Origin of the sequence: Stenotrophomonas geniculata, assembly GCF_034508895.1 — a bacterium.
Lineage (GTDB): Bacteria > Pseudomonadota > Gammaproteobacteria > Xanthomonadales > Xanthomonadaceae > Stenotrophomonas > Stenotrophomonas geniculata.
The window spans coordinates 869164-890668 of sequence record NZ_CP140571.1 but is presented as its reverse complement, the minus strand read 5'-3'; the positions used below and the strand labels follow the sequence as shown (position 1 = coordinate 890668).

Below are 21505 nucleotides of genomic sequence, written 5' to 3'. Positions count from 1 at the left end.
GGCATGGAATCCCTGATGTCCCCCACCGTTCACCGCGAGCTGCGCATCGGCGCAGACCAGTACACCGGCCAGAAAGTGGTCGACCAGCAGTTCCACAAGTGCGATTTCTCCGGCGCGGACCTGACCGGCACCGAGTTCATCAACTGCAGTTTCTACGATGCCGACAGCCGTGCCGGCTGTCGCTTCAACGGCGCCACGCTGAAGGAAGCCAGCTTCCGCAGCTGCGACATCAGCATGTGCCACTTCAACTTCATCAAGGCACTGGGCCTGGAGATCAGCGAGTGCCGCGCGCAGGGCGCGGATTTCAGCAACGCCAGCTTCATGAACCAGATCACCACGCGGAGCTGGTTCTGCAGTGCCTTCATCAAGAAGTCGAACCTGCGCTACGCGAACTTCTCGCGGGTGACGCTGGAGAAGTGCGAGCTATGGGAAAACCGTTGGGACGGTGCGAACGTGAGTGGCGCCAGCTTCTCCGGCTCGGACCTGTCCGGCGGCCAGTTCGAGGGCATCGACTGGAACAGCGCCAACTTCACCGACTGCGACCTGACCAACTCCGAGCTGGGCGAGCTGGACCTGCGCAGGACCAACCTGCGCGGCGCCACGCTGGACGTGCAGCAGGTGGCGCTGTTGATGCAGCGCATCGGCATCACCGTGGTGCCGTAGGCATCACCTGGCGTACGCCACCCAGCCCTTGAAGCTGAAGCCGGCATAGAACAGCTCCACGTCGTCGAAGCCGGCCTCCTGCAGCAGGGCGACCTCCTGCTCGGGCGCCAGCAGCGGCAGCCGCTCGGCAATGGCCTCGATCGCGCGCTGCGCATCGGCGCGGGCAACCCCCGAGGCTTCGGCGAACGCCGCGTAGCGCTGCAACCAGCGCAGCTTGCCGGCCGGATCCTGCGGCACGCTGTGGTGCGCCACCACCAGCGGCGCGCCGGGCTGCAGGCGCCGGTGCAGCTCGCGCAACGTGTGCAGGCGCTGCGCGGCGTCGAGGAAGTGCAGGGTCAACAGGCAGGTGGCACCGTCGAAGCGCAGATCGGGCGCATCGTCGATGTAGCCTTCCAGCAGCTGCACGCGCGACTTCAGCGGACCCAGTGTCTGTTCGGCCAGGGCCAGCATCGGTGCGGCCGGATCCACGCCGAGCAACTGCCAGCCCGGCTGTGCCTCGGCGAAGGCCTTCAGCTCAAGCCCGCCACCGGCACCGAGTATCAGCACGCGGCCCTGTGCGGGAACGCGTTCGGCCAGCAGCAGGCGGCTCATCTGCTGCAACGCGAGGAAACCGGGCACCTGGCGCAGCGGTGCTTCGGCATAGCGGGCCACCGCCTGCGGGTCGGAGAACGTGGACATGTGCGGATTCCTTCGACGGGGACAGACCACTGTAGCGCGGCGCGCAAGAGGCATTGCGCGCCGCTGCCGCAGAGACAGCACAGGGCTCAGGCCGCTGCGGCCTCAAGCACGTCTTCCAGCCTCACCTCGCCGAGGAAGCCACCACTGCTGGTTGCCGGCTGCTGCGCTTCGATGGCGTGGGCGAACTGCACGCCCGCGTCGTCCTGCAGGCGTTCGAACAGCTGCTGCACCCTGGGGAACTCGCGGCGGTCGACGACCTGGTGATAGTCGTTCCAGCGCGCGATGCCGGCGAAGTAGGCATCGGCGAAGCTGCGCTGTTCGCCCAGCAGCCACGGGCCCGTACCGATCATCTGCTCCAGCGCCTGGTGGGCGTGGCGCACCTTGGTCGTGCCATAGGCACCCAGCACCTCGGCTTCATCACCTTCCGCATGCTCCAGTGCGTGCCAGAGCGGCGCGTAGGCACCGAAGAAGCTGGTGTTGAGATAGGCCAGCCGGTGGTTGAGGCGATCGAAGCCAGCCGTGCCCTGTGCGAAGCCCAGCCCCTGCGCGATGCCCTTCGCGGCCAGGTGGTTGAGGATGGCCAGGCTCTCGCTGAGCAGCTCGCCCTGCGGGGTTCGCAGGGTCGGGGTTTCGCCCAGTGGATTGAGGCGGCGGTAGTCTTCGCCCTGCACCTGGCCGGGCATGTCGATGCGGCACAGCTGGTAAGGCTGGCGCAGCCACTCCAGTGCAACGATGGAGCCGAACGAGCAGCCCGAGGGCACGCCGTAGAAGAGGATCGGGGTCATGGCAGATTTCCGGTTCGAGCCGCGATGCGGCGGGTGAGGAAAGCGTGCCAGCATGGACATTGCCGCTGAAGCCGTCCGAATGGCATCCTGAAGTCCACACGTGTGGACGTTGCGCATGCTCAACCTCAATGATCTGGCCCTGTTCGTGACCGCAGTGGAGCAGGGTGGTTTCGCCGCAGGTGGGCGCCATCTGGGCCTGCCGCGCTCGACCCTTAGCAAGCGCGTGGCGCTGCTGGAAGAACACCTCGAGGTGCGGCTGCTGCAACGCAGTTCGCGCCGCTTCGCGCTGACCGAGGTCGGCCAGGCGTTCTTCGAACGCGCACGCGCAGCGTTGTCGGAGGTAGAGGCTGCCGAGGCCATTGTCCGCGACCGCCAGGCCGAACCCAGCGGCACCGTGCGCATCAGCGCTTCGATTCCGGTGGTGCAGGGCGAGCTCGCCGCGTGCCTGCCCGCGTTGGCCCGCCGCTATCCGCGGCTGCGCATCGAAGTTGAAGTGAGTGATCGTTTCATCGATCTGGCGCAGGAGGGCATCGACATCGCCCTGCGCAGCCACTTCGGTCCGCTGCCGGATTCCGGGTTGGTGCAGCGAATGCTCGGTAGCGAACGCATCGTGCTGGTGGCGTCCCCTGGTTATCTGGCAGCCGCGCCGGCAGTGGACACGCCCGAGCAGCTACGCGCGCATGGCGGCCTGCTGACCGCGCGCCATGCAACGCGCTGGACGCTGCACAGCGCCGACGCCGGCACCGTTCAGGTGGAGCCGCAGGTGGCGCTGGTCGGCAATGAATCGCAGCTGCTGATCGCGGCGGCAGAATCGGGTCTTGGCATCACCGTGCTGCCCTACAGCCTGTGTGCGGCGGCCATCGCTGCTGGCCGCCTGCAGCAGGTCCTGCCGGCGTGGCATGCCGGCGAAGTCACCACCAGCGTGCTGCTGCCGCATCGTCGCGGCCAGCTGCCGGGCGTGCGCGTGGTGGTGGATGCGCTGGTCGCGCATTACCAGCTCAACGCAGCGCGCGTGCCAGTACCTGCCAGATCCTCGGGTCCTGGCACTGCGAGACGTTGAAACGCACATAGTCGGCCGCGCGCTGCGATTGGCTGAACGCGTTGCCCGGGGCCAGCACGATGCCTTCGCGCAGGCACTGCCGTGCCAGCGCAGCAGCATCGCGGCCATCGGGAAGCTGGCACCAGAGGAACAGGCCGGCTTCCGGTTGCAGCCACGGCGTGATGCCCAGCGTGTGCAGTTTCCGCAGTGTGTGCCGGCGCGCATCGGCCAGGCGCGAGCGCACCGATTGCATGTGGCGGCGATAGCCACTGTCGGTCAGCGCGATGTGCATCAACTGCATCGCCAGATGGCCGCCGCCGAAGCTGGTGGCCAGCTTCAGGTCGGTCAGCGCTTCGATCCAGTCGTGGCGTGCAGCGATGTAGCCACAGCGCGAAGCGGCTGACAGGGTCTTGGAGAAGCTGCCGACGTGGATCACCCGCGACAGCCCATCCAGCGCAGCAAGGCGCGGTGCCGGCTGCAGTTCGAAGTCGGCGAAGATGTCGTCCTCGACGATGATCAGTTCGCTGCGTTCGGCCAGCCCCAGCAGCCGATGCGCGGTGCTGGCCGAGAGCACCGCGCCGGTCGGGTTGTGCAGGCCCGAGTTGGTGATGTACAGCCGTGGCGAATGCGCCTGAAGTGCCTGCGCGAACGCCTCCAGGTCCGGGCCGCTGTGCGTGTACGGCACGCCGATGGCCTGCACCTGGTGCGCCTTCAGCAGCGCGTGGTAGTTGAAGTAGCTCGGATCATCCACCAGCACGCAGTCGCCGGGTTTGAGCAGGAAACGGCAGAGCAGATCGACCGCGTGCGTACCGGATTCGGTCAGCAGGATCTGCTCAATCGGTGCATCAATGCCCAGCGCCGCGCAGCGCCGTTGCAGCAGCTGGCGCAATGCGGGCAGCCCGAGCGGACCGGCGTAGTCGACCAGCTGCATGGCATCGGCACGCGCCAGTCGGCGCAGGCCGCGGCGCACGCCGTCGTGATACAGCCAATCACTGGGCATCCAGCCGCAGCCCGGCTTGAGGTGGCCCGCCGGCGTTTCCAGCGATTGCCGCGACACCCACAGCGGGTCCACCGCGCGGTCCAGGCGTGGTTCCATTTCGGCCAGGGCGAGCGGTGCGGCCGGTCCACTGACATAGAAGCCGGAACCGGCACGCGCGCTGATCAGCCCTTCGGCGGCGAGGCGCTCGTAGGCCTCGACCACGGTGGAGACCGACACGCCCATCGCCGCCGCCTGCGCACGCACCGAGGGCAGGCGTGAGCCGGGGCCATCCACCCGCGTGCCGATACGGGTACGGACGGCCTGGATGACCGATTCGATGCGGGTAAGCGGGCGCGTCATGGCGAAAGTGTGCTGTAAGTGTGGGCAGTACAGTTATTTGAAACTGTACTGGATTGTAGCTGGGGGGCGCGGGCCGCAGGTGCTTCCATGGAGATCCCGCCGGGCACCGCCCGGCACCCCGGGAGTACAGACGTGGAACGGTCGGCGAGTGGTTGGATCAATGGCTTCATCGGTGTGGTGATCTTTGCCGGCTCGTTGCCAGCCACCCGCCTGGCAGTGCTGCAGCTGGACGCCGGGTTCGTTACCGCCGCGCGCGCCACCATCGCCGCCATACTCGGCCTGGGCCTGTTGCTGCTGTTGCGCCAACCCTTTCCGCGACGCAGCGACCTGCCCGGACTGGCGGTGGTCAGCCTCGGCGTTGTGGTCGGTTTTCCGCTGCTGACCGCGCTTGCGCTGCGCCATGCGTCATCGGCACACACCATCGTGTTCCTCGGCCTGCTGCCGCTGAGTACGGCCGTGTTCGGCGTGCTGCGCGGTGGCGAACGGCCGCGCCCGGCGTTCTGGTTGTTTTCGTTGCTGGGCAGCGCCTGCGTAGTGGGCTATGCAGTGCGCAACGGCATCGAGGCGTCATTGCAAGCTGACCTGCTGATGCTGGCAGCCATCGTGGTGTGCGGGCTGGGCTACGCCGAAGGCGGCCGGCTGGCCCGTCATCTGGGCGGCTGGCAGGTGATCAGCTGGGCGTTGCTGCTGGCCTTGCCGGTGATGCTGCCGCTGACGGTGCTGATGCGTCCGGCCTCGTTCACTGCGGTCGGTGCCTCGGCGTGGTGGGCGCTGGGCTACGTGGCGGTGTTCAGCATGCTGCTCGGGTTCCTGTTCTGGTATCGCGGGCTGGCCCAGGGTGGAATCGCCGCGGTCGGCCAGCTACAGCTGCTGCAACCGTTCTTCGGCCTGGCGCTGGCTGCGCTGTTGCTGCATGAAGCGGTCAGCCTCAGCATGGTGCTGGTGACCGTGGTCGCGGTGATCTGCGTGGCCGGCGCGCGCCGCTTCAGTCGCTGAACAGAAAAGGGGACGGAGGGGATTAAGTCGTTTCAGGCACAGCAGGGCCAGTTACGACTTAATCCCCTCCGTCCCCTTTTTCCGGTGATAGCGAGGGCGTATCGTGGGCGGTGGTCAACGGTATTGGCCGGGGCGGTGCGCTTGGCCCAAGCTGTGCGCATGAAGCCGATGTCGCGTATTTCCTTCGAGGGTCAGGTGGGCCTGGTGACCGGTGCCGCGGGTGGGTTGGGCCTGGCCTACAGCCGCGTGCTGGCCGAGCGCGGTGCGCAGGTGGTGATGCATGACGTCGGTGCCGGTACCGATGGCCGAGGCGCCGATCCGCAGCGCATCCTGTGCAGCGTCGAAGCGCTGCAGGGGCAGGGTCTGCCGGTGCAGGCCGCAAGCGGTCCCATCGACCATCGCTCGGGTTGCCACGCGCTGGTGCAGGATCTGTTGCAGCAACATGGCCGCATCGATTTCCTGATCCACAACGCGGGCTGGGTCGAGTACCAGCCGCTGGAAGCGATCGAGGACGAGGCGCTGGATCAGACGCTGTGCCTGGCGGCGAAGACGCCGCTGTGGCTGGCGCAGGCGGCGTGGCCCGCGATGCGCGAGGCGGGTGGTGGCCGCATCGTCATCACCACCTCCGATCGCGCGCTGTATCCGCAGTACGCACAGCGCGGACTTTCTGCCTATGCGATGGGCAAGCTGGCCGCGCTTGGCCTGGTCAATGTGCTGGCCCTGGAAGGCGCCGAGCACGGCATCGTGGTCAATGCGGTTTCGCCGGTAGCGAAGACGCGCATGTGGGGCATCGAAGGCGAACCCGACGAACTGCATCCGGAGGCGGTCGCGCAGGGCGTAGCCTATCTGGCATCCACGCGCTGCCACGAGGGCGGATGGACGCTGCGCGCCAGCAACGGGCAGTTCCATGCACTGCGCCTGCAGGAGGCCGAGCACGTGGCGTATCCACGCGATCTGCGTGCGGTCAGTGCAGACAGCATCGAGTCGGTGGCATTGCAGTGGCCGGCCATTGCCCGCGCCAGCGTGGACGCGCGTAGCTGAGGGCGTACCCTAGGCAGGTTTCGACTGCCTGCTCCCAGATGATCGACCTGCGCCTGCTTCGCCAGTTCGTGGCCGTGGCCGAAGAACTGCATTTCCACCGCGCCGCGGCCCGCCTGCACATGTCGCAACCACCACTGACGGCAGCGATACGTCGGCTGGAAGACGTGCTCGGATGTGAACTGATCGTGCGCGGCAACCGCACCCTGGGCCTGACCGTGGCCGGGCAGACGTTGCTGGTGGAGGCACGTGCGACGCTGCAGCAGGCTGAGCAGGCGTTGCAGCGCACGCGCGAGGCGGCGAGCGGACAGTCTGGCTGCCTGCGCGTAGGCTATGTCGGCAGTGCGCTGTATGGCCGCCTGCCAGGTTTGATCCGCCGCTTCCGCCAGCAGTACCCGCAGGTGCAGTTGCACCTGCAGGAAGCCACGTCGCACCAGCAGCAGTTGTGGCTGCGTGAGCAGCGCATCGACGTCGGCGTGTTGATTCCACCGATTGCCGCAGCTGAGCTGGTGCTGCACGACTTCGACCACGACCGTTTGGCGATTGCGCTGCCACGTGCACATGCATTGGCCGACGCGCCGGAGGTCAGTGTGGCGATGCTGGCTGACGAGCCGTTCGTTTCATGGCCAGCGGGCGAGGGCATCGGCTTCCACGCGCAGGTGCTGGGCCTGTGCACCGCAGCGGGCTTCACTCCGCGCGTGGTGCAGGAAGCGCAGGGCATGCACGCGGTGTTGTCACTGGTGGCGGTGGACGCCGGCGTGGCGATCGTGCCGGCCAGCATGGCCAGCTTCCGCCCGCAGGAGATCGTCTATCGCGTGCTGGAGGGCGAAGCCGCCGGTTTCGCTCTGCAGTTCTGCATGCGCCCGGAACCACCGTCACCGGTGCTTGGCAATTTTCTGGACGTGGCGAAGCTGACTGCCCGCGGCTGAGCCGCCGGTACACCTGCTGAATCGGCGGTCAGCGTGATCCTCGGTCAGAACCGATAACTGATGGTCCCGGTGACCACGCGCGGGTAGCCGGCGAAGCAGTCGCCAAACGTGCGGCACGGGGCGTAGTAGCGCTTGTCGGTGAGGTTGGTGATGTTCAATGCCATCGTCCAGTCGGTCACCTGCACTTCCACCAATGCATCGGCCAGCGTGTAGCTGGGCGTGATGATGCGCCCGCCATTGCCCAGCGACGCCGTATTGCCGACATGGCGCACGCCCAGCCCCAGGCGCAGGCGTGCGGCATCGTCCAGCTGGAAGCCCTTCGAGACCCAGGCCGAGGCCAGGTCCTGCGGGGTGTCGTTGAGGCGCTGGCCCACTTCCAGCGCGAAGTTGCTGCGGCTGACTTCGGCCTCGTTGCGGGCCACCGCGGCGGTGATCGTCAGGTCGTTGGCGAACTGGAACTGGCCTTCCAGCTCGAGGCCCTTGGAGCGGATCTGCCCGGTCTGCACCACGTTCAGCACGTTGTCCGGATCGTTGGTCTGCCGGTTGGTTTCGGTGATGCGGTACGCCGCCATCGTCAGCAGCAGATTGCGTGCCGGTTGCCACTTGATGCCGGCCTCGCTCTGGCGGCCACGCATTGGTTTGAAGGCCTGGCCGAACAGGTCCTGGCCAGTGACCGGCAGGAACGATTCGCTGTAGCTCAGGTAGGGCGATACTCCGGCGCCGAGGTCACCGATCAGGCCGGCGCGGTAGGTGGTGGCGTTGTCGGTCTGGCTGGGTTGGCCTTCGGTCTTCGAGCGCGCATGGTCGCGGCGCGCGCCCAGCACCAGCGAGACGCGGTCGGCCCAGCGGATCTGGTCCTGCACATAGACACCCAGCTGGGTGGAGGTCTGGTCCGGCTGACGATCCCAGCCACGCACGACCGGTGCGGCCGACACCGGGGCGTAGATGTCGATCGGCGTGCCGGTGGCATCCAGCCGCTGCAGCTTCTCCTTGTGCTGGCTGTAGTCCAGCCCGGCCAGCAGCAGGTGCTGGAAGGCACCGGTGGCGAAGTCGAACTGCAGCGCATTGTCGGCGCTGAAGATCTGCACGTCGGGGCGGGTGCCGTAGGCGGTGCGGTTGACCACGCGGCGGTCGGCATCGATGTAGGGATCTGCCGGATTGCTGTAGCTGTCCACGTACATCTGCTGCAGGGTGGTCCTGCCATCGATGTAGCGCACCGCCGAGCGCAGGCTGAGCACGTCATTGAAGCTGTGGTCGAACAGCGCGGTCAGGCTGTAGACGCGCGAATCGATGCGATCAAAGCCGGGGTGGCCGATGAAGGTGGAAGTGTCCAGGCGGCGGCCCGGCGGTGCCAGCAGGGTCGCGACCAGCGGCAGGAACTGCTGGCTGGAGCCGGTCCTGTCGTGCTGGTAGCTGGCCAGCAGGGTCAGCGTGCTGCGGTCGCCGCGCCAGCTGATCGAGGGCGCCAGGTAGATGCGGTCATCGTTGAGTACATCGGTCTGCATGTTGGATTCACGCATCAGCCCGACGAAGCGGCCGGCAAGCGTACCGGCATCGTTCAAGGCGCCGCCAATGTCACCCTGAAGCTGCCTGCGGTCGAAGCTGCCGAACTGCACGCCGACCTCGCCCGTGAGGGCGCCGAAGGTCGGGCGCTTGCTCATCGCATTGATGATGCCGCCGGTGGCGCCGGCACCGTACAGTACCGAGGATGGGCCGCGCAGCACTTCCACCCGCTCCAGGCCATAGATTTCCGGGCGGGCGAGGGGGCTGAAACCGTAGCTGCGGCGCAGGCCATCCTGGTACTGCACGGGGTCCAGCCCGCGCACCGAGGTCGCGTCGTTGCGGGTATCCAGGCCCCAGGCATCGGCAGTGACGCCGGCGCTGTAGCGCAGCACTTCCTGCAGGTTGTGCGCGCCGCGATCGGTGAACAGCTGCTGGGTGACCACGCTGATCGCCTGCGGCGTCTCGGTCAGGGCGGTGTCGGTCTTGGTCGCGGTGCTGGCCCGCTCGGCCACCACGGTCACCTTGTCCAGGGTGCGTGCCGCCGGGCCGTCCTGGGCCTGGGCGATGGCCGAGACCAGCAGGGTGGGCAGGACGAGCGTGTACAGCAGCGGGCGGCGCGGCGACAGAGCGGGCATCGTCAGGAATCCGGGAAGGCGGTGACGGCGGATTATCCGGATGCCCGACTGCAAATACAAATGATTCCCAAATGCGATTGAGTCACTCGGGACAGGCGTCAGGGCAGGCCTTCCTAGGCGCCGCGGATGCTCAGCCAGGCACCGCCGCCCGGGGCGCTGCCCACACGCAGCCGGAAGCCGTGCAGGCCGGCAATGGCGGCCACGATCGACAGGCCCAGGCCGAATCCAGGTCCCTGGCTGGCGCTGCTGCCACGGAAGAAGCGCTGGTAGATCAGCGTGCGGTCCTGCGGCGGGATGCCCGGCCCGTTGTCGATCACATCGATCCTCGGCGCGCCGTGATCGTCGACCGCACGCAGCAGGATGCGGCCGTGCGCAGGGGTGAACTGCAGGGCGTTGGACAGCAGGTTCGCCACCGCTTCGAACAACAGCTCACGGTCGCCGCGCAGCAGGCCGGCCTGTGGATCCACCTGCAGCTCCAGCAACTGCTGCTTCTCTTCGGCCAGTGGCAGGTAGAACTGGTGCAGTTCCTGCAGCAGCTCGGCAAGGTCGACCTCGTCGAAGGCCGAACGCCGCTGGTGGCTTTCCAGTTCGGATACGCGCAGCAGCGCGGTGAAACGCGCCATCAGCATGTCCGTTTCAGCCAATGCCTTGTCCAGCGGGTCGGCATGCGGATCCTGTTCGTCCAGACCGACGCGCATGCGGTACAGATGCGCCCGCAGGCGGGTGAGCGGGGTGCGCAGATCATGGGCGATGCTGTCGCACACGCCTTTGACCTCGGTCATCAGCTGCTCGATGCGTTCGAGCATGGCATTGACGATGCTCGACAGCCGATCGATCTCGTCGCGACGGTTGGATACCGGCAGGCGCTGGCCGAGGTCGCCGGCGACGATGCGGCTGGTGGCCGCTTCGATCTGCTGGATCCGCTTCAACGGGCGCCGGCGCAGCAGATGCCATCCGACCAGGCCAGGGATGACGGTCAGCGACACGCCCCACAGCAGTGCATCGAGAATGATGCTGTTGACCGCCATGAGCTTGCCGTTCTGGCGCACGAACACCAGCGTCCGCCCGTCCCGGGTCGCTACGCCAAGTGCGCTGCCGCCGCTCTCGTGCTTTCCATCGACCAATGTCCAGCCTTCCACCGGATGCGAGCTGCCATCCAGCGGCAGTCCCGCTGGGATGGCGGTCAGCGGTCCAGCCAATGGCGCGCCGTCGCCGCTGAACAATCCGTAGGTGTAGACCTGGTGCAGGTCGAAGCGCTGGCTGTCGCGCAACGCATCGTCCAGTGCCTGGCCGTCGAATGCCATGAACAGATGGGCACGCTGCTGCAGCCCGGATTCGGTCAGGTCATTGAGATAGTCCGAGATGCGCCAGTACATCACCCCCAGCAGCAGGCTCGACCAGGCCACGAACAGGATGCAGTACAACCCGAGCAGGCGGCTGCTGGACGAGCGCCACTGGTCAGGATTGCGCATCGAAGACATAGCCGGTTCCACGGACGGTGGTGATAGGTTGCGGGCGGCCCGGCTGCTCGATGCGCTTGCGCACGCGGCCGATGTGGACATCGATCAGGTTGGTGCCGGGGTCGAAGTGATAGCCCCAGACTTCCTGGAACAGCATGCTGCGGGTGACCACCTGGCCGGCATTGCGGACCAGGAATTCGAGCAGCTTGAACTCGGTCGGCAGCAGGCTGATCTCCTGCCCGCCACGCCGGGCCGAACGGGTCATCAGATCCAGTTCGAGGTCGCCGGCATGCAGGACACTGTCGGCAGGGCCGGCCTGGCTCTGGCGACGGATCAATACCTCCACGCGGGCCGCCATCTCATCGGAGGCGAACGGCTTGGTCAGGTAATCGTCGCCGCCTGCACGCAGGCCACGCACGCGCTCGTCCACGTCCGACAGCGCGCTGATCATCAGTACGGGGGTGACGATTCCTTCGCGCCGCAGCGCAGTGACCAGCGCCAGGCCATCGATGCCGGGCAGCATGCGGTCCAGGGTGATCACCGCGTAGTCGCCCGCACGCGCCAATGCGAGGCCGGCAGTGCCATCAACGGCAACGTCGACCTCGAAGCCATGGCTGCGCAGCTCGGTTGCGATTTCCTCCGCAGTGACAAGGTCGTCCTCGATGGTGAGTACGCGCGGCATGGGCCATTGTGCAGGTTGGATGGCTGCCATCCTCGCAACCGCTCGCGGTGACTGCAAATGAAAAATGTTTCATGCGCGATTCGCCGGATTCCGCGCACAGGTCTTCTATATTCGGCGCCGAGCGTCTCCCCACGACGCGCGGAACCCCGGCACCCGATGAACCTCCTGCACATGCCCTTGCCATGCCATGCCCGGCCACTGCGGCTCCGGCGGCCTCTGCTGCTTGCGCTCGTTCTGCTCGGCCTGCTGTCGGCCTGCGGCAAGGATGCGCCCACGCCGGCCGGCAGGCTTCACGAGGTGGAGGTGCTGACCCTGCAGGAAAGGCCGCTGGCGATGGAACAGGAGCTGCCGGGGCGGACCATCGCATCGCAGGAGTCGGATGTGCGCCCGCAGGTGGATGGCGTGCTGGTGAAACGCCTGTTCGAGGAGGGCGAAACCGTGCGTGCCGGGCAGCCTTTGTTCCAGATCGAACCGGCCCTGTACCAGGCGGCGTTGAATCAAGCTCAGGCCAACCTGAAAACCGCCGAAGCGGCGGCAGTGACCGCACGCCTGCGCGCGCAACGGATGCAGGCGCTGGGCGGCGAGCAGCTGGCCGCGCGCCAGGACGTGGATGACGCCATCGCCAGTGGGCAGCAGGCCGCAGCCGCGGTGCAGGCGGCACAGGCGAGCCTGGATACCGCTCGTACGCGGCTTGGTTTTGCCACGGTGACCGCGCCGATTGCCGGGCGCATCGGTCGTGCGCTGTTCACACCGGGGGCGCTGGTTACCTCGGGCCAGGCCAACCCGCTGGCGCGGATCCAGCAGGTCGACCCGATGAACGTGGACATCACCCAGTCCAGCAACGAGTACCTGGCCCTGCGCCGCGCCATCGCCGACGGTGGCGTGCAGGCCACCACCGCTGCGGTGCGGCTGCGCCTGTCCGATGGCAGCGCGTATCCGTTGCCCGGCACTCTGGAATTTGCCGATATAGACGTGCAGCAGGAAACCGGCAGCATCACCCTGCGTGCACGTTTTCCCAATCCCGCCGGGCAGCTGCTGCCAGGCATGTACGTGCGCGCGCTGGTGGGGCAGGGCACCCGCCAGCAGGCGCTGCTGGTGCCACAGGCTGCGGTCGACCGCAGTCCGAAGGGCGAGGCGCAGGTGTGGGTGGTGGATGAGGGGGGCAAGGCGAAGCTGCGCCTGTTCCGTACCGCGCGTGCGGTGGGCGACCAGTGGCTGGTGCTGGATGGCATTGCTGCAGGTGAACGGGTGGTCGTGGCCGGCGCACAGGGGCTCTCCGATGGCATGCCGGTGCAGGTGAAGCCCGCAGCGGCAGTCACGCCGGCACCGGCCGGGAAGGACTGAGCAGATGCTGCCGCGCTTCTTCATCCATCGCCCGGTGTTCGCCTGGGTGCTGGCGATCTGCATCATGGCGTTTGGCGCGATTGCCGTCAGCCAGCTGCCGGTCGAACAGTACCCGGACATCGCACCGCCACAGGTCAACATCACCGCGAACTACACCGGCGCCTCGGCGCAGACGGTGGAAGACAGCGTCACCCAGGTGATCGAACAGCAGATCAAAGGCATCGATCACCTGTTGTATTTCTCGTCGACCAGTTCGTCATCGGGGCAGGCGCGCATCACGGTCACATTCGACCAGAGCGCCAACCCGGACATTGCCCAGGTCCAGGTGCAGAACAGCGTCAACCAGGCCATCAACCGGCTGCCGCAGGAAGTGCAGCAGCAGGGCGTGACGGTCGCCAAGTCGCAGGGCGACTCGCTGATGGTGGTCTCGCTGTATGACACCAGCCGGCGCATGGAACGGGTGGATGTTTCCGACTTCCTGGTCAGCAACGTGCAGGATCCGATCAGCCGCATTCCGGGTGTCGGCGAGATCAATGTGTTCGGCTCGGCGTATGCGATGCGCGTGTGGCTGGACCCGCACAAGCTGCGCGCCTACGACCTGATGCCGGCCGACGTGCGCACGGCCATCCAGGCCCAGAACACCCAGGTCACGGCCGGCGAACTGGGCGCATTGCCATCCAGCGCAACGCAGAGCCTGAATGCCACCGTCACTGCCCAGTCGCGGCTGCAGACGCCCGAACAGTTCCGCGCGATCATCCTGCGCACGCTTCCCAGCGGCGCTGCAGTGCACCTGGGCGACGTGGCACGGGTGGAGATCGGTGCCGAGAACTACCAGACCAGCAGCTATCTCAATGGCTATCCGGCGGCGGGTTTCTCGGTCACGCTGGCCTCCGGGGCCAACGCGCTGGCCACCGCGGATGCGGTCCGTGAGGAGATCGAACGCCTGCGACCAACGTTCCCGCCCGGGCTGCAGGTCGCCTATCCGCGCGACAGCACACCGTTCGTGCGGGTCTCGATCGAGGGTGTCATCCATACCCTCATCGAGGCCATCGTGCTGGTGGTCGTGGTGATGTTCCTGTTCCTGCAGAACCTGCGTGCTACGTTGATCCCCGCGATCACGGTGCCGGTGGTGCTGCTGGGCACGTTCGGCGTGCTGGCGGTCGCCGGATTCACGATCAACACGCTCACCTTGTTTGCGATGGTGCTGGCGATCGGCCTGCTGGTCGACGACGCGATCGTGGTGGTGGAGAACGTGGAGCGCATCATCCACGACGAGCACCTGCCGCCACGCGAGGCCACCGAAAAATCGATGGGCGAGATCACCGGCGCGCTGATCGGCATCACCGTGGTGCTGGGCGCGGTGTTCCTGCCGATGGCCCTGTTCGGTGGTTCCACCGGCATCATCTACCGCCAGTTCTCGATCACCATTGCATCTGCGATGGCGCTGTCGGCGCTGGTCGCGCTGACGCTGACCCCGGCGCTGTGCGCGACCCTGCTCAAGCCATCTTCGGCGCAGAAACCGCAGGGGCGCTTCTTCAGGGCCTTCAACCGGGGTGTCGAGCGCAGCCAGTTGGCCTATCAGGGAAAGCTCGGTGGCGTGGTCGCCCGGCCGCGGCGCTGGATGGCGTTCTACCTGCTGGTGGTGGTCGCCATGATTGCGCTGTACGCGCGCATGCCCACCGGCTTCCTGCCGGTGGAAGACCAGGGCCAGGTGACCTTCCAGTTCTCCACGCCGGAGGGCACGCCGATGGCGCGTACCGAAGCGCTGGGCGAGCAGATCAGCCGCTACTTCATGGAGCACGAGAAGCAGAACCTGGACGTGGTGTTCGTGGTGGTTGGCCGCAACAATGCCGGCACCGGCCAGAACGCCGGACAGGGCTTCCTCGCACTGAAGCCCTGGGATGAGCGTACCGGCGACAACACCGCTGCGGCGATCATCACGCGTGCCAATGCCTACTTCCGCGGGTTGCCCGATGCCAGGGTCAATGTGCTGGCACCGCCGGCGGTGCGTGGACTGGGTCAGTCCAGCGGCTTCGAACTGTGGTTGCAGGACACCAGCGCCGCCGGGCGCGTGGCCCTGCAGGCGGCGCAGGAACAGGTGGTGCGTGCGGCCGGCGAAGACGATGGGCTCACCTCGGTGCGCCTGAACGGCCTGGGCGACAAGGCCGAGCTGCGGCTGGACATCGACCATGCGCAGGCCAGCGCGCTGGGGCTGTCCCAGGCTGACATCAATTCCACCCTGTCGGCGGCCTGGGGCGGCAGCTACATCAACGATTTCCTCGATCGCGGTCGGGTCAAGCGGGTCTACATGCAGGGTGACCAGCCCTACCGCAGCGTGCCCGACGACATCGGCCAGTGGTATGTGCGCGGTGGCAACGGCCAGATGGCGTCGTTCGCCAGCTTCGCCAGCAGCCACTGGGCGCGCGGACCCCAGCTGCAGCAGCGCTTCAACGGTCTGCCGGCGATGCAGATCCAGGGCAGTGCCGCCGAAGGACGCAGTTCGGGCGAGGCGATGCAGCGCATGCAGGCGCTGATTGCGGACCAGGCGGGATTCGACCTGCAGTGGAGTGGCCTGTCCTACCAGGAGCGGTTGGCCAGCAACCAGACGCTGTGGCTTTACCTGGCCTCGATTGCCTTCATCTTCCTGTGCCTGGCTGCGCTCTATGAAAGCTGGACGGTGCCGGTGGCCGTGGTACTGGTGATTCCCTTGGGCGTGATCGGTACCGTGCTGGCGACCACCGCGGCGGGCTTCGTCAACGACATCTACTTCCAGGTCGGGCTGCTGACCACCATCGGCCTGTCAGCCAAGAATGCGATCCTGATCGTGGAGTTCGCCGAGGCCCGCTATCGCGCGGGCAGTTCAGCGGTGGAGGCCGCGCTGCAGGGCGCACGCCTGCGCCTGCGGCCGATCGTGATGACGTCGTTGGCCTTTGTGGCCGGCGTGATTCCGTTGGCGTTGGCCACCGGTGCCGGTGCGGTCAGCCGTCGTGAGATCGGCATGAGCGTGATCGGCGGCATGGTCTCCGGCACGGTGCTGGCGGTGGTGCTGGTGCCATTGTTCTTCGTGCTGGTGCGCCGCCTGGGCCGGTCACGGCGGCAGGAGTGAGGGGGGGGCGCGGCTGTCATCTGGCTGCCGCAGCGCCATCACCCGTCCTTTGCCCAGCTGTCGCTAGCGTAGGTCGTCCCCGTCCCCCACGGAGACCCGCCATGTGGCTGCTCGATCATCTCTGGCCCGGCCGCAGACCTGTCCCTCCCCCGGTCGCTGCCGAACCACAGGCGACGCCCCGTCGGCCCTGGCTGAAACGCCCGGTGCGGGCCGGCCGCAGTGGCATGGCGCCGTGGCAGAAGGTCGCCGCACCTCCACGGCGGACGCGCCACTAGGCTAGTCGCCGCGGTCGGCCGGGTGGTTGACCCCGTCGTTGACCGGAATGATGCCCAGTGCGAACGGGTCGATGCCCTCCAGGCAGGCCACGTTGTAGCCGTACTGGTCCGGGTTGGAACGACGCCGGTGGTGGGTGTAGATGCCGCACACGCCGCAGAAATAGTGCTCGGCCACATGCGTGTTGAACTGGTACAGCTGCAGGTGGTTCTGCCCGCGCACCACCTGCAGGCCCGCGCGTGCGACGCTGGCGGCGATGGCGCCACGGCGGCGGCACATCGAGCAGTCACAGCGGCGCGGGTCGACGATGCCATCAGGCAGGTCCAGCAGCAGTTCGACCGTGCCGCAGTGGCAGGTGGCGCGATGCCGGGGTTGGACCGGAACGCCGGCCACGGAAGTGATGCCCATCGTTGCTCCTGTGAGGTGAATCTGGCCGCAGAGGCCGCCGCCGACGGTGCGCCGGCCTGCCTGAACGGGCCGTAGATGCCACGGTGAACCCGCTTGTGGCTAACTATGCGGCTTCAAGACCGCGACAGGATGCCAGTGAACGCCGCAGGACGTTGGATGACAGGAAGTGCCATGGCGCTGCTGGCGCTGTGGGTGACCGGGCTGCTGGCCTATCAGTTGCCTGGGCCGGGCTGGCTGGCCGCCGGCGTCGCCGGGCTGTGGCTGCTGGTTGCGCTGTGGGCGTCGTGGCGGGTCGCGCGGGGCCGTGCCTCGCGCCGCCTGGGTCTGGCGTTCGGGGCATCGCTGGCACTGGCCGGCCTGTGGTGGCTGCTGCTGACCCCGCGCCAGGACCGGTTGTGGGCCGATGACGTGGCGCAGCGCCTGCACGTGGTGTCCTTCGATGGCCGCCACGTCGTGCTGGACAATGTGCGTGACTTCAGTTGGCGCACTGAAACCGACTATGACGCACACTGGGTGCGCCGCGAGTACGACCTGGACCAGCTGCGCTCGGCCGACCTGGTGCTGTCGTACTGGATGGGCCGGGCCATCGCCCACACCTTGATCTCGTTCGGCTTCGAGGACGGTCGCCACGTGGTGTTCTCGCTGGAGATCCGCAAGGAGCGCGGTGAGTCGTTCTCGGCGCTGGGCGGCTTCTTCCGCAAGTTCGAGATGACCCTGGTGGCGTCGGAGGAGACCGACATCATCCGCACACGCACCAACGCGCGTGGCGAGGATGTCTACCTGTACCGCCTGCATGGCATGGACCGCACGCAGCTGAAGGAACTGTTCGCTGCGTACATCGCGCAGGCCCGCGAACTGGATGCGAAGCCCGGCTTCTACAACACGTTGACCAGCAACTGCACCACCATCGTCTTCGACCTGGCCCGCCACATCGCACCGCGCCTGCCGCTGGATTACCGCCTGCTGCTGTCCGGTTACCTGGCCGAGTACGCGCAGGAGGTCGGTGCGCTCACTCCGGGGGTGCCGTACACCGAGCTGCATGCCAAGGGCCGCATCACCCGGCGTGCGCTGGACCTGGGCGATGGCCCGCACTTCTCCACCGTGATCCGCCAGGGCGTGCCCGGCACCGAGCAGGACCCGCAGTAATGACCCAACTCTTTCTGACCCGCTGGCAGCGCATGCTGCCGGCGCTGCTTGCCGCCTTCCTGCTGCTGGGCAGCAGCGGCTGTGCGATGGTGACCGTCAAGCAGGTCAAATCCAGCGATTCGCTGGTCAACAAGCGCGCGGATGTGCTCAACACCGGCAAGCTCAGCCCAGCCGCGCGCGAGACGCTCAGCGCGGCGGGCCTGGACGAGTCGCAGTGCGAGAAGGACTTTCTGGTCTGCCGCAGCACGCTGCTGATGACCGATGACCTCAATGTCGAGCAGCGGCTGTCGGCGCTGTCCGAATTGTGGGTGAAGGCCGCGCTGGCGCTGACGCCGAAGAAGACCGCAGCGGGTGATCCGCCGATGAGCGATGCGGCACTGGATGCCTGGCTGGAAGCGGCGCGTTACGCGTATGCGTATCTGTTCTACAGCGGCAGGTCCCCATCCGACCGTGCCTTCGAGGACCGGCAGACGCAGGTGCGCGACTACTACAACTACGCGGCCGAGAAGGCGGCGGTGGTGCTGTTCGTGCGCGCGCGTGCCGCTGCATTGGCCGGCGAGGACTATACGAAGCCGATTTCGGTCGGCAGCTGGTCGCTGGCCTCCAACTACCAGCAGCTGAACCTGAAGAGCATTCCCGCGCAGCTGGTGCCGGCGGGTACGGTCAGCTTCGTCGGCCTGCGCAGCACCTATCGCCGCGATGGCTTCGGTGCCGAGCTGGTGATGGTGATGGACCCGCCGAAGCTGGTCGCGCCGGTGATCGCAGCCGATGGCCCCAAGGCCGAGGCGCCGCAGGAGGATGAGGACGACGCACGCCGTGGCCGCCGCCATCGCCATGACGACTCGGTGCCTGAGTTCAGCGAGATGTCCTCGATCAACGTCACCGCACTGCTGCGTTTCGAGGGCAGCAGCCTGGAAGACGTGATGCGCACGCGCCGGGTCGAGCTGGATGCCTATTCGCCGGAAGCCACCGAGCGCATCACCCTGCACGGTGAGCAGGTACCGCTGGCCGGCAATTTCACCGCGGCCTATGGCCTGTGGCTGGCGCAGAGCGGTTTCGCCCGGCAGTCGCTGCGCACCCTGTTCGGCATGAGCGAGGGCATCGGCGAGCCGCACATCTACCTGATGCAGCCGTGGGACCCCAACCGCCGCATCATCTTCATGTTGCACGGCCTGGCCAGCAGCCCGGAAGCCTGGGTGAACCTGGCCAATGAGATCATGGGCGATCCCGAGCTGCGCCAGCAGTTCCAGGTCTGGCAGGTCTATTACCCGACCAATGCACCGATCGCACTGAACCGCTACGAGATCGCCAATGCGTTCAACGACACGCTGAAGCATTTCGACCCCAACGGCAGTACGCGTGCATCGAAGGACATGGTCTACATCGGGCACAGCATGGGCGGCGTGCTGGCGCGCCTGCTGGTCAGCGATTCGGGCGACGTGCTGTGGAATGACCTGCTGGCCAACTACGACCTGAAGGGTGAGCGCCTGAAGCGGGTGCAGAACAAGCTGGGGCCGTTGCTGCACTTCAAGGCGCAGCCGAACGTGGAACGCGCGATCTTCATCGCCGCACCGCACCAGGGTACCGACATCGCCGGCAACAAGGTCGGCCGCCTGATCGGTCGCCTGGTGCGACTGCCGCTGACCATTCTCGGCAAGTTCGAGGACGTGTTCATGGCACTGGCGCAGGCCGAGCAGCAGGTCGATGGCACCGCCAAGCCGAAGATCCCGAACAGCATCGACAACCTCAAGGCCAGCGATCCGTTCGTGAAGGCCGCCGCACAGCTGCCGATCGAAGCGGGCCTGAAGTACCACTCGATCATCGCCCAGCGCAAACCGGAACTGCCGGTGGAGAAGTCCGATGACGGGCTGGTGCCGTACTGGAGCGCACACCTGCCGGGCGCATTGTCGGAGAAGGTAATCATTTCCGGCCACAGCGTGCAGGAGACCCCGCAGGCGGTGCTGGAGGTGCGGCGCATCCTGCACCGGGATATTGATGACATGGGGACTGGCACCCGGTAGTGCCGGCCGCTGGCCGGCAATCCCGCAATGCGGCGGCGTTACACCCGCCGCGCGATCACCGTGGCCAGCAGCGCCAGGCCGAAGGTGATCGCCAGGCACAGCACGTAACCGGTGTGGGGTGCGCTTTGCACGAACAGCGCGAACAGCGCGCCGGAAACCGCCAGCGCGGTGGTCACCGACAGGGCCTCGCTCAGCTGCAGTGCCGACGTGTTGGCACCCTGCTCCTGCGGCGCCGACAACGACAGCGTCAGCACCGACAGGCTTGCGTAGATCATGCCCATGCCGAAGCCGGTCACGGCCCAGCCGAGCAGCGACACCGGCAGTGGCACCACGTTGAACAGCACCGCCAGCGTTGCGGCGATGCCGACCGTCATCATCGTCGTGCCGGCGCGCAGCAGCTGCTGGCGTGACCAGCCACGCTGCTGGTGGCCCTGCAGCCACGAGCCGGCGAACCAGCCCAGCGCACCGAGACTGAGCACGGCACCGGCCCAGCTGGGCGAAAGGCCACGTTCGCGCTGCAGCAGCAGCGGCAGGTAGGCCTCGCAGGCGAAGAAGGCGGCCGCCGCGACGCCGCGCAGCGCGATCACGCTGGGCAGGCCACGGCGCAGGATCAGCGTTCCGGGCGGAAGCAGTCGATGCACGCAGAACAGCAGCGCCAGCATCGCCACGCCGATGCAGAGCAAGGCAGGCAGGCCCTGTTGCTGACCGCCGAAGTACAGCAGCAACGCGGCCAGCGAGGCACCACTGGCCCAGCGCACCACGTTGCCGCCTCCATCATCGGCGCTGCCGGCAGGACTGGGCTGCATGCGTGCCAGCGCGGGGCGCAGCAGCAGGGCCGCCGGAACCGCCAGCAATGGCACCGCCAGGAACACCCAGCGCCAGCCCAGGTGCTGCACGATCAGGCCGCTCAACGCCGGGCCGACCATCGATGGCACCACCCAACCGGCCGAGAAGGCGGCGAATACCTTTGGCCGCAGATGCTCGGGGTAGCTGCGGCCGACCATCACATACAGCGAAACCGAGATCGCGCCCGCGCCCAGGCCCTGCAGCAGCCGTCCTGCCACCAGCATGCCCATGCGCATGGCAAAGCCGGCCAGCAGCAGGCCTAGGACGAAGCAGGCCAACCCGTACCAGAGCGGCCGTGCCGGCCCGTGGCAGTCGGCCCAGCGTCCGGCCAGGGTCATGCCGATCACGCTGGTGGCCAGGGTGCCGCCGAAGGCCAGCGCATACAGGCGCAGGCCATCGAGGGCCTCGGCCACGGTCGGCATGGCGGCCGCCACCGCCAAGGCCTCGAAGGCGTGCAGCGCGACCAGCGCCACCATGCCAAGGGTGGTGGCGCGGTAGCGCGGGGACAGGATCGACGTATCCGCCGGTGCACGGGCGTCGGCGGGTGAAAGAGTGGGGGACATACGAGTCAGATGCGGGCCGCGCTTGTCAACTGGCGGCGAAGATAGCAGCAT

At 67.2% G+C, this 21505-nt stretch carries 17 protein-coding genes; 9 read left to right on the top strand and 8 right to left on the bottom strand.

The window, feature by feature from the left end:
• The first annotated feature begins 15 nt into the window (after positions 1-15).
• Positions 16-663, top strand: a complete 648-nt coding sequence (gene smqnr, locus RI032_RS04220) for a SmQnr family pentapeptide repeat protein (RefSeq protein WP_322547910.1) — start codon at positions 16-18, stop codon at positions 661-663.
• Between the two features lie 3 nt (positions 664-666).
• Here the strand turns inward: smqnr and RI032_RS04215 are convergent, their stop codons facing one another.
• Positions 667-1341: a class I SAM-dependent methyltransferase gene (locus RI032_RS04215; protein WP_322547909.1), complete on the bottom strand. Its 675-nt coding sequence runs from the start codon at positions 1339-1341 to the stop codon at positions 667-669.
• 86 nt (positions 1342-1427) lie between these two features.
• Positions 1428-2126, bottom strand: a complete 699-nt coding sequence (locus RI032_RS04210) for a glutathione S-transferase family protein (RefSeq protein ID WP_010483737.1) — start codon at positions 2124-2126, stop codon at positions 1428-1430.
• A 115-nt stretch (positions 2127-2241) separates the two neighbouring features.
• Here RI032_RS04210 and RI032_RS04205 point away from each other — a divergent pair, with 115 nt between their 5' ends.
• Positions 2242-3186 carry a LysR substrate-binding domain-containing protein gene (locus RI032_RS04205; protein ID WP_322547908.1) on the top strand — a complete coding sequence of 315 codons (945 nt, stop codon included), beginning with the start codon at positions 2242-2244 and terminating at the stop codon, positions 3184-3186.
• Here the strand turns inward: RI032_RS04205 and RI032_RS04200 are convergent.
• A complete protein-coding gene (locus RI032_RS04200) occupies positions 3125-4504 on the bottom strand; it encodes an aminotransferase-like domain-containing protein (protein ID WP_322547907.1) in 1380 nt (459 codons plus the stop codon). The two genes, RI032_RS04205 and RI032_RS04200, sit on opposite strands and share 62 nt — an antisense overlap.
• Positions 4505-4636: 132 nt before the next feature.
• Here RI032_RS04200 and RI032_RS04195 point away from each other — a divergent pair, with 132 nt between their 5' ends.
• From RI032_RS04195 to RI032_RS04185, 3 genes are all read left to right on the top strand, one after another.
• Positions 4637-5500 (top strand): DMT family transporter, encoded by an 864-nt coding sequence (locus RI032_RS04195; protein WP_322547906.1) that lies wholly within the window; start codon positions 4637-4639, stop codon positions 5498-5500.
• Between the two features lie 168 nt (positions 5501-5668).
• Positions 5669-6541, top strand: a complete 873-nt coding sequence (locus RI032_RS04190; RefSeq protein ID WP_322547905.1) for an SDR family NAD(P)-dependent oxidoreductase — start codon at positions 5669-5671, stop codon at positions 6539-6541.
• Between the two features lie 38 nt (positions 6542-6579).
• On the top strand, positions 6580-7467 hold the full coding sequence (locus RI032_RS04185; protein ID WP_322547904.1) for a LysR family transcriptional regulator: 888 nt from the start codon (positions 6580-6582) through the stop codon (positions 7465-7467).
• 44 nt (positions 7468-7511) lie between these two features.
• Here RI032_RS04185 and RI032_RS04180 read toward each other — a convergent pair whose 3' ends face one another.
• The 3 genes from RI032_RS04180 to RI032_RS04170 all read right to left on the bottom strand — a co-directional run bounded on the left by RI032_RS04180 (position 7512) and on the right by RI032_RS04170 (position 11747).
• Positions 7512-9605, bottom strand: a complete 2094-nt coding sequence (locus RI032_RS04180) for a TonB-dependent siderophore receptor (protein ID WP_322547903.1) — start codon at positions 9603-9605, stop codon at positions 7512-7514.
• Between the two features lie 113 nt (positions 9606-9718).
• Positions 9719-11077, bottom strand: a complete 1359-nt coding sequence (locus tag RI032_RS04175; protein WP_322547902.1) for a sensor histidine kinase — start codon at positions 11075-11077, stop codon at positions 9719-9721.
• Positions 11064-11747: a response regulator transcription factor gene (locus RI032_RS04170; RefSeq protein ID WP_010483717.1), complete on the bottom strand. Its 684-nt coding sequence runs from the start codon at positions 11745-11747 to the stop codon at positions 11064-11066. Before RI032_RS04170 ends, RI032_RS04175 begins: the two co-directional genes overlap by 14 nt.
• Positions 11748-11903: 156 nt before the next feature.
• Between RI032_RS04170 and RI032_RS04165 the strand changes: the two genes are divergently transcribed.
• Complete coding sequence (locus tag RI032_RS04165) at positions 11904-13091, top strand: efflux RND transporter periplasmic adaptor subunit (RefSeq protein ID WP_224329071.1); 1188 nt, start codon at positions 11904-11906, stop codon at positions 13089-13091.
• 4 nt (positions 13092-13095) lie between these two features.
• Positions 13096-16197: an efflux RND transporter permease subunit gene (locus RI032_RS04160; RefSeq protein ID WP_322547901.1), complete on the top strand. Its 3102-nt coding sequence runs from the start codon at positions 13096-13098 to the stop codon at positions 16195-16197.
• A 276-nt stretch (positions 16198-16473) separates the two neighbouring features.
• Here RI032_RS04160 and RI032_RS04155 read toward each other — a convergent pair whose 3' ends face one another.
• On the bottom strand, positions 16474-16878 hold the full coding sequence (locus RI032_RS04155) for a GFA family protein (RefSeq protein ID WP_019336934.1): 405 nt from the start codon (positions 16876-16878) through the stop codon (positions 16474-16476).
• Positions 16879-17049: 171 nt separating this feature from the next.
• Between RI032_RS04155 and RI032_RS04150 the strand changes: the two genes are divergently transcribed.
• The gene (locus RI032_RS04150) at positions 17050-18024 is read left to right on the top strand and encodes an Lnb N-terminal periplasmic domain-containing protein (protein WP_322548258.1); all 975 of its coding nucleotides are present in this window, start codon (positions 17050-17052) and stop codon (positions 18022-18024) included.
• On the top strand, positions 18024-20045 hold the full coding sequence (locus tag RI032_RS04145; protein ID WP_049410240.1) for an esterase/lipase family protein: 2022 nt from the start codon (positions 18024-18026) through the stop codon (positions 20043-20045). Before RI032_RS04150 ends, RI032_RS04145 begins: the two co-directional genes overlap by 1 nt.
• Positions 20046-20083: 38 nt before the next feature.
• On the opposite strand, the gene RI032_RS04140 is transcribed toward RI032_RS04145, so the two are convergent.
• On the bottom strand, positions 20084-21505 hold the full coding sequence (locus tag RI032_RS04140) for an MFS transporter (protein WP_322547900.1): 1422 nt from the start codon (positions 21503-21505) through the stop codon (positions 20084-20086).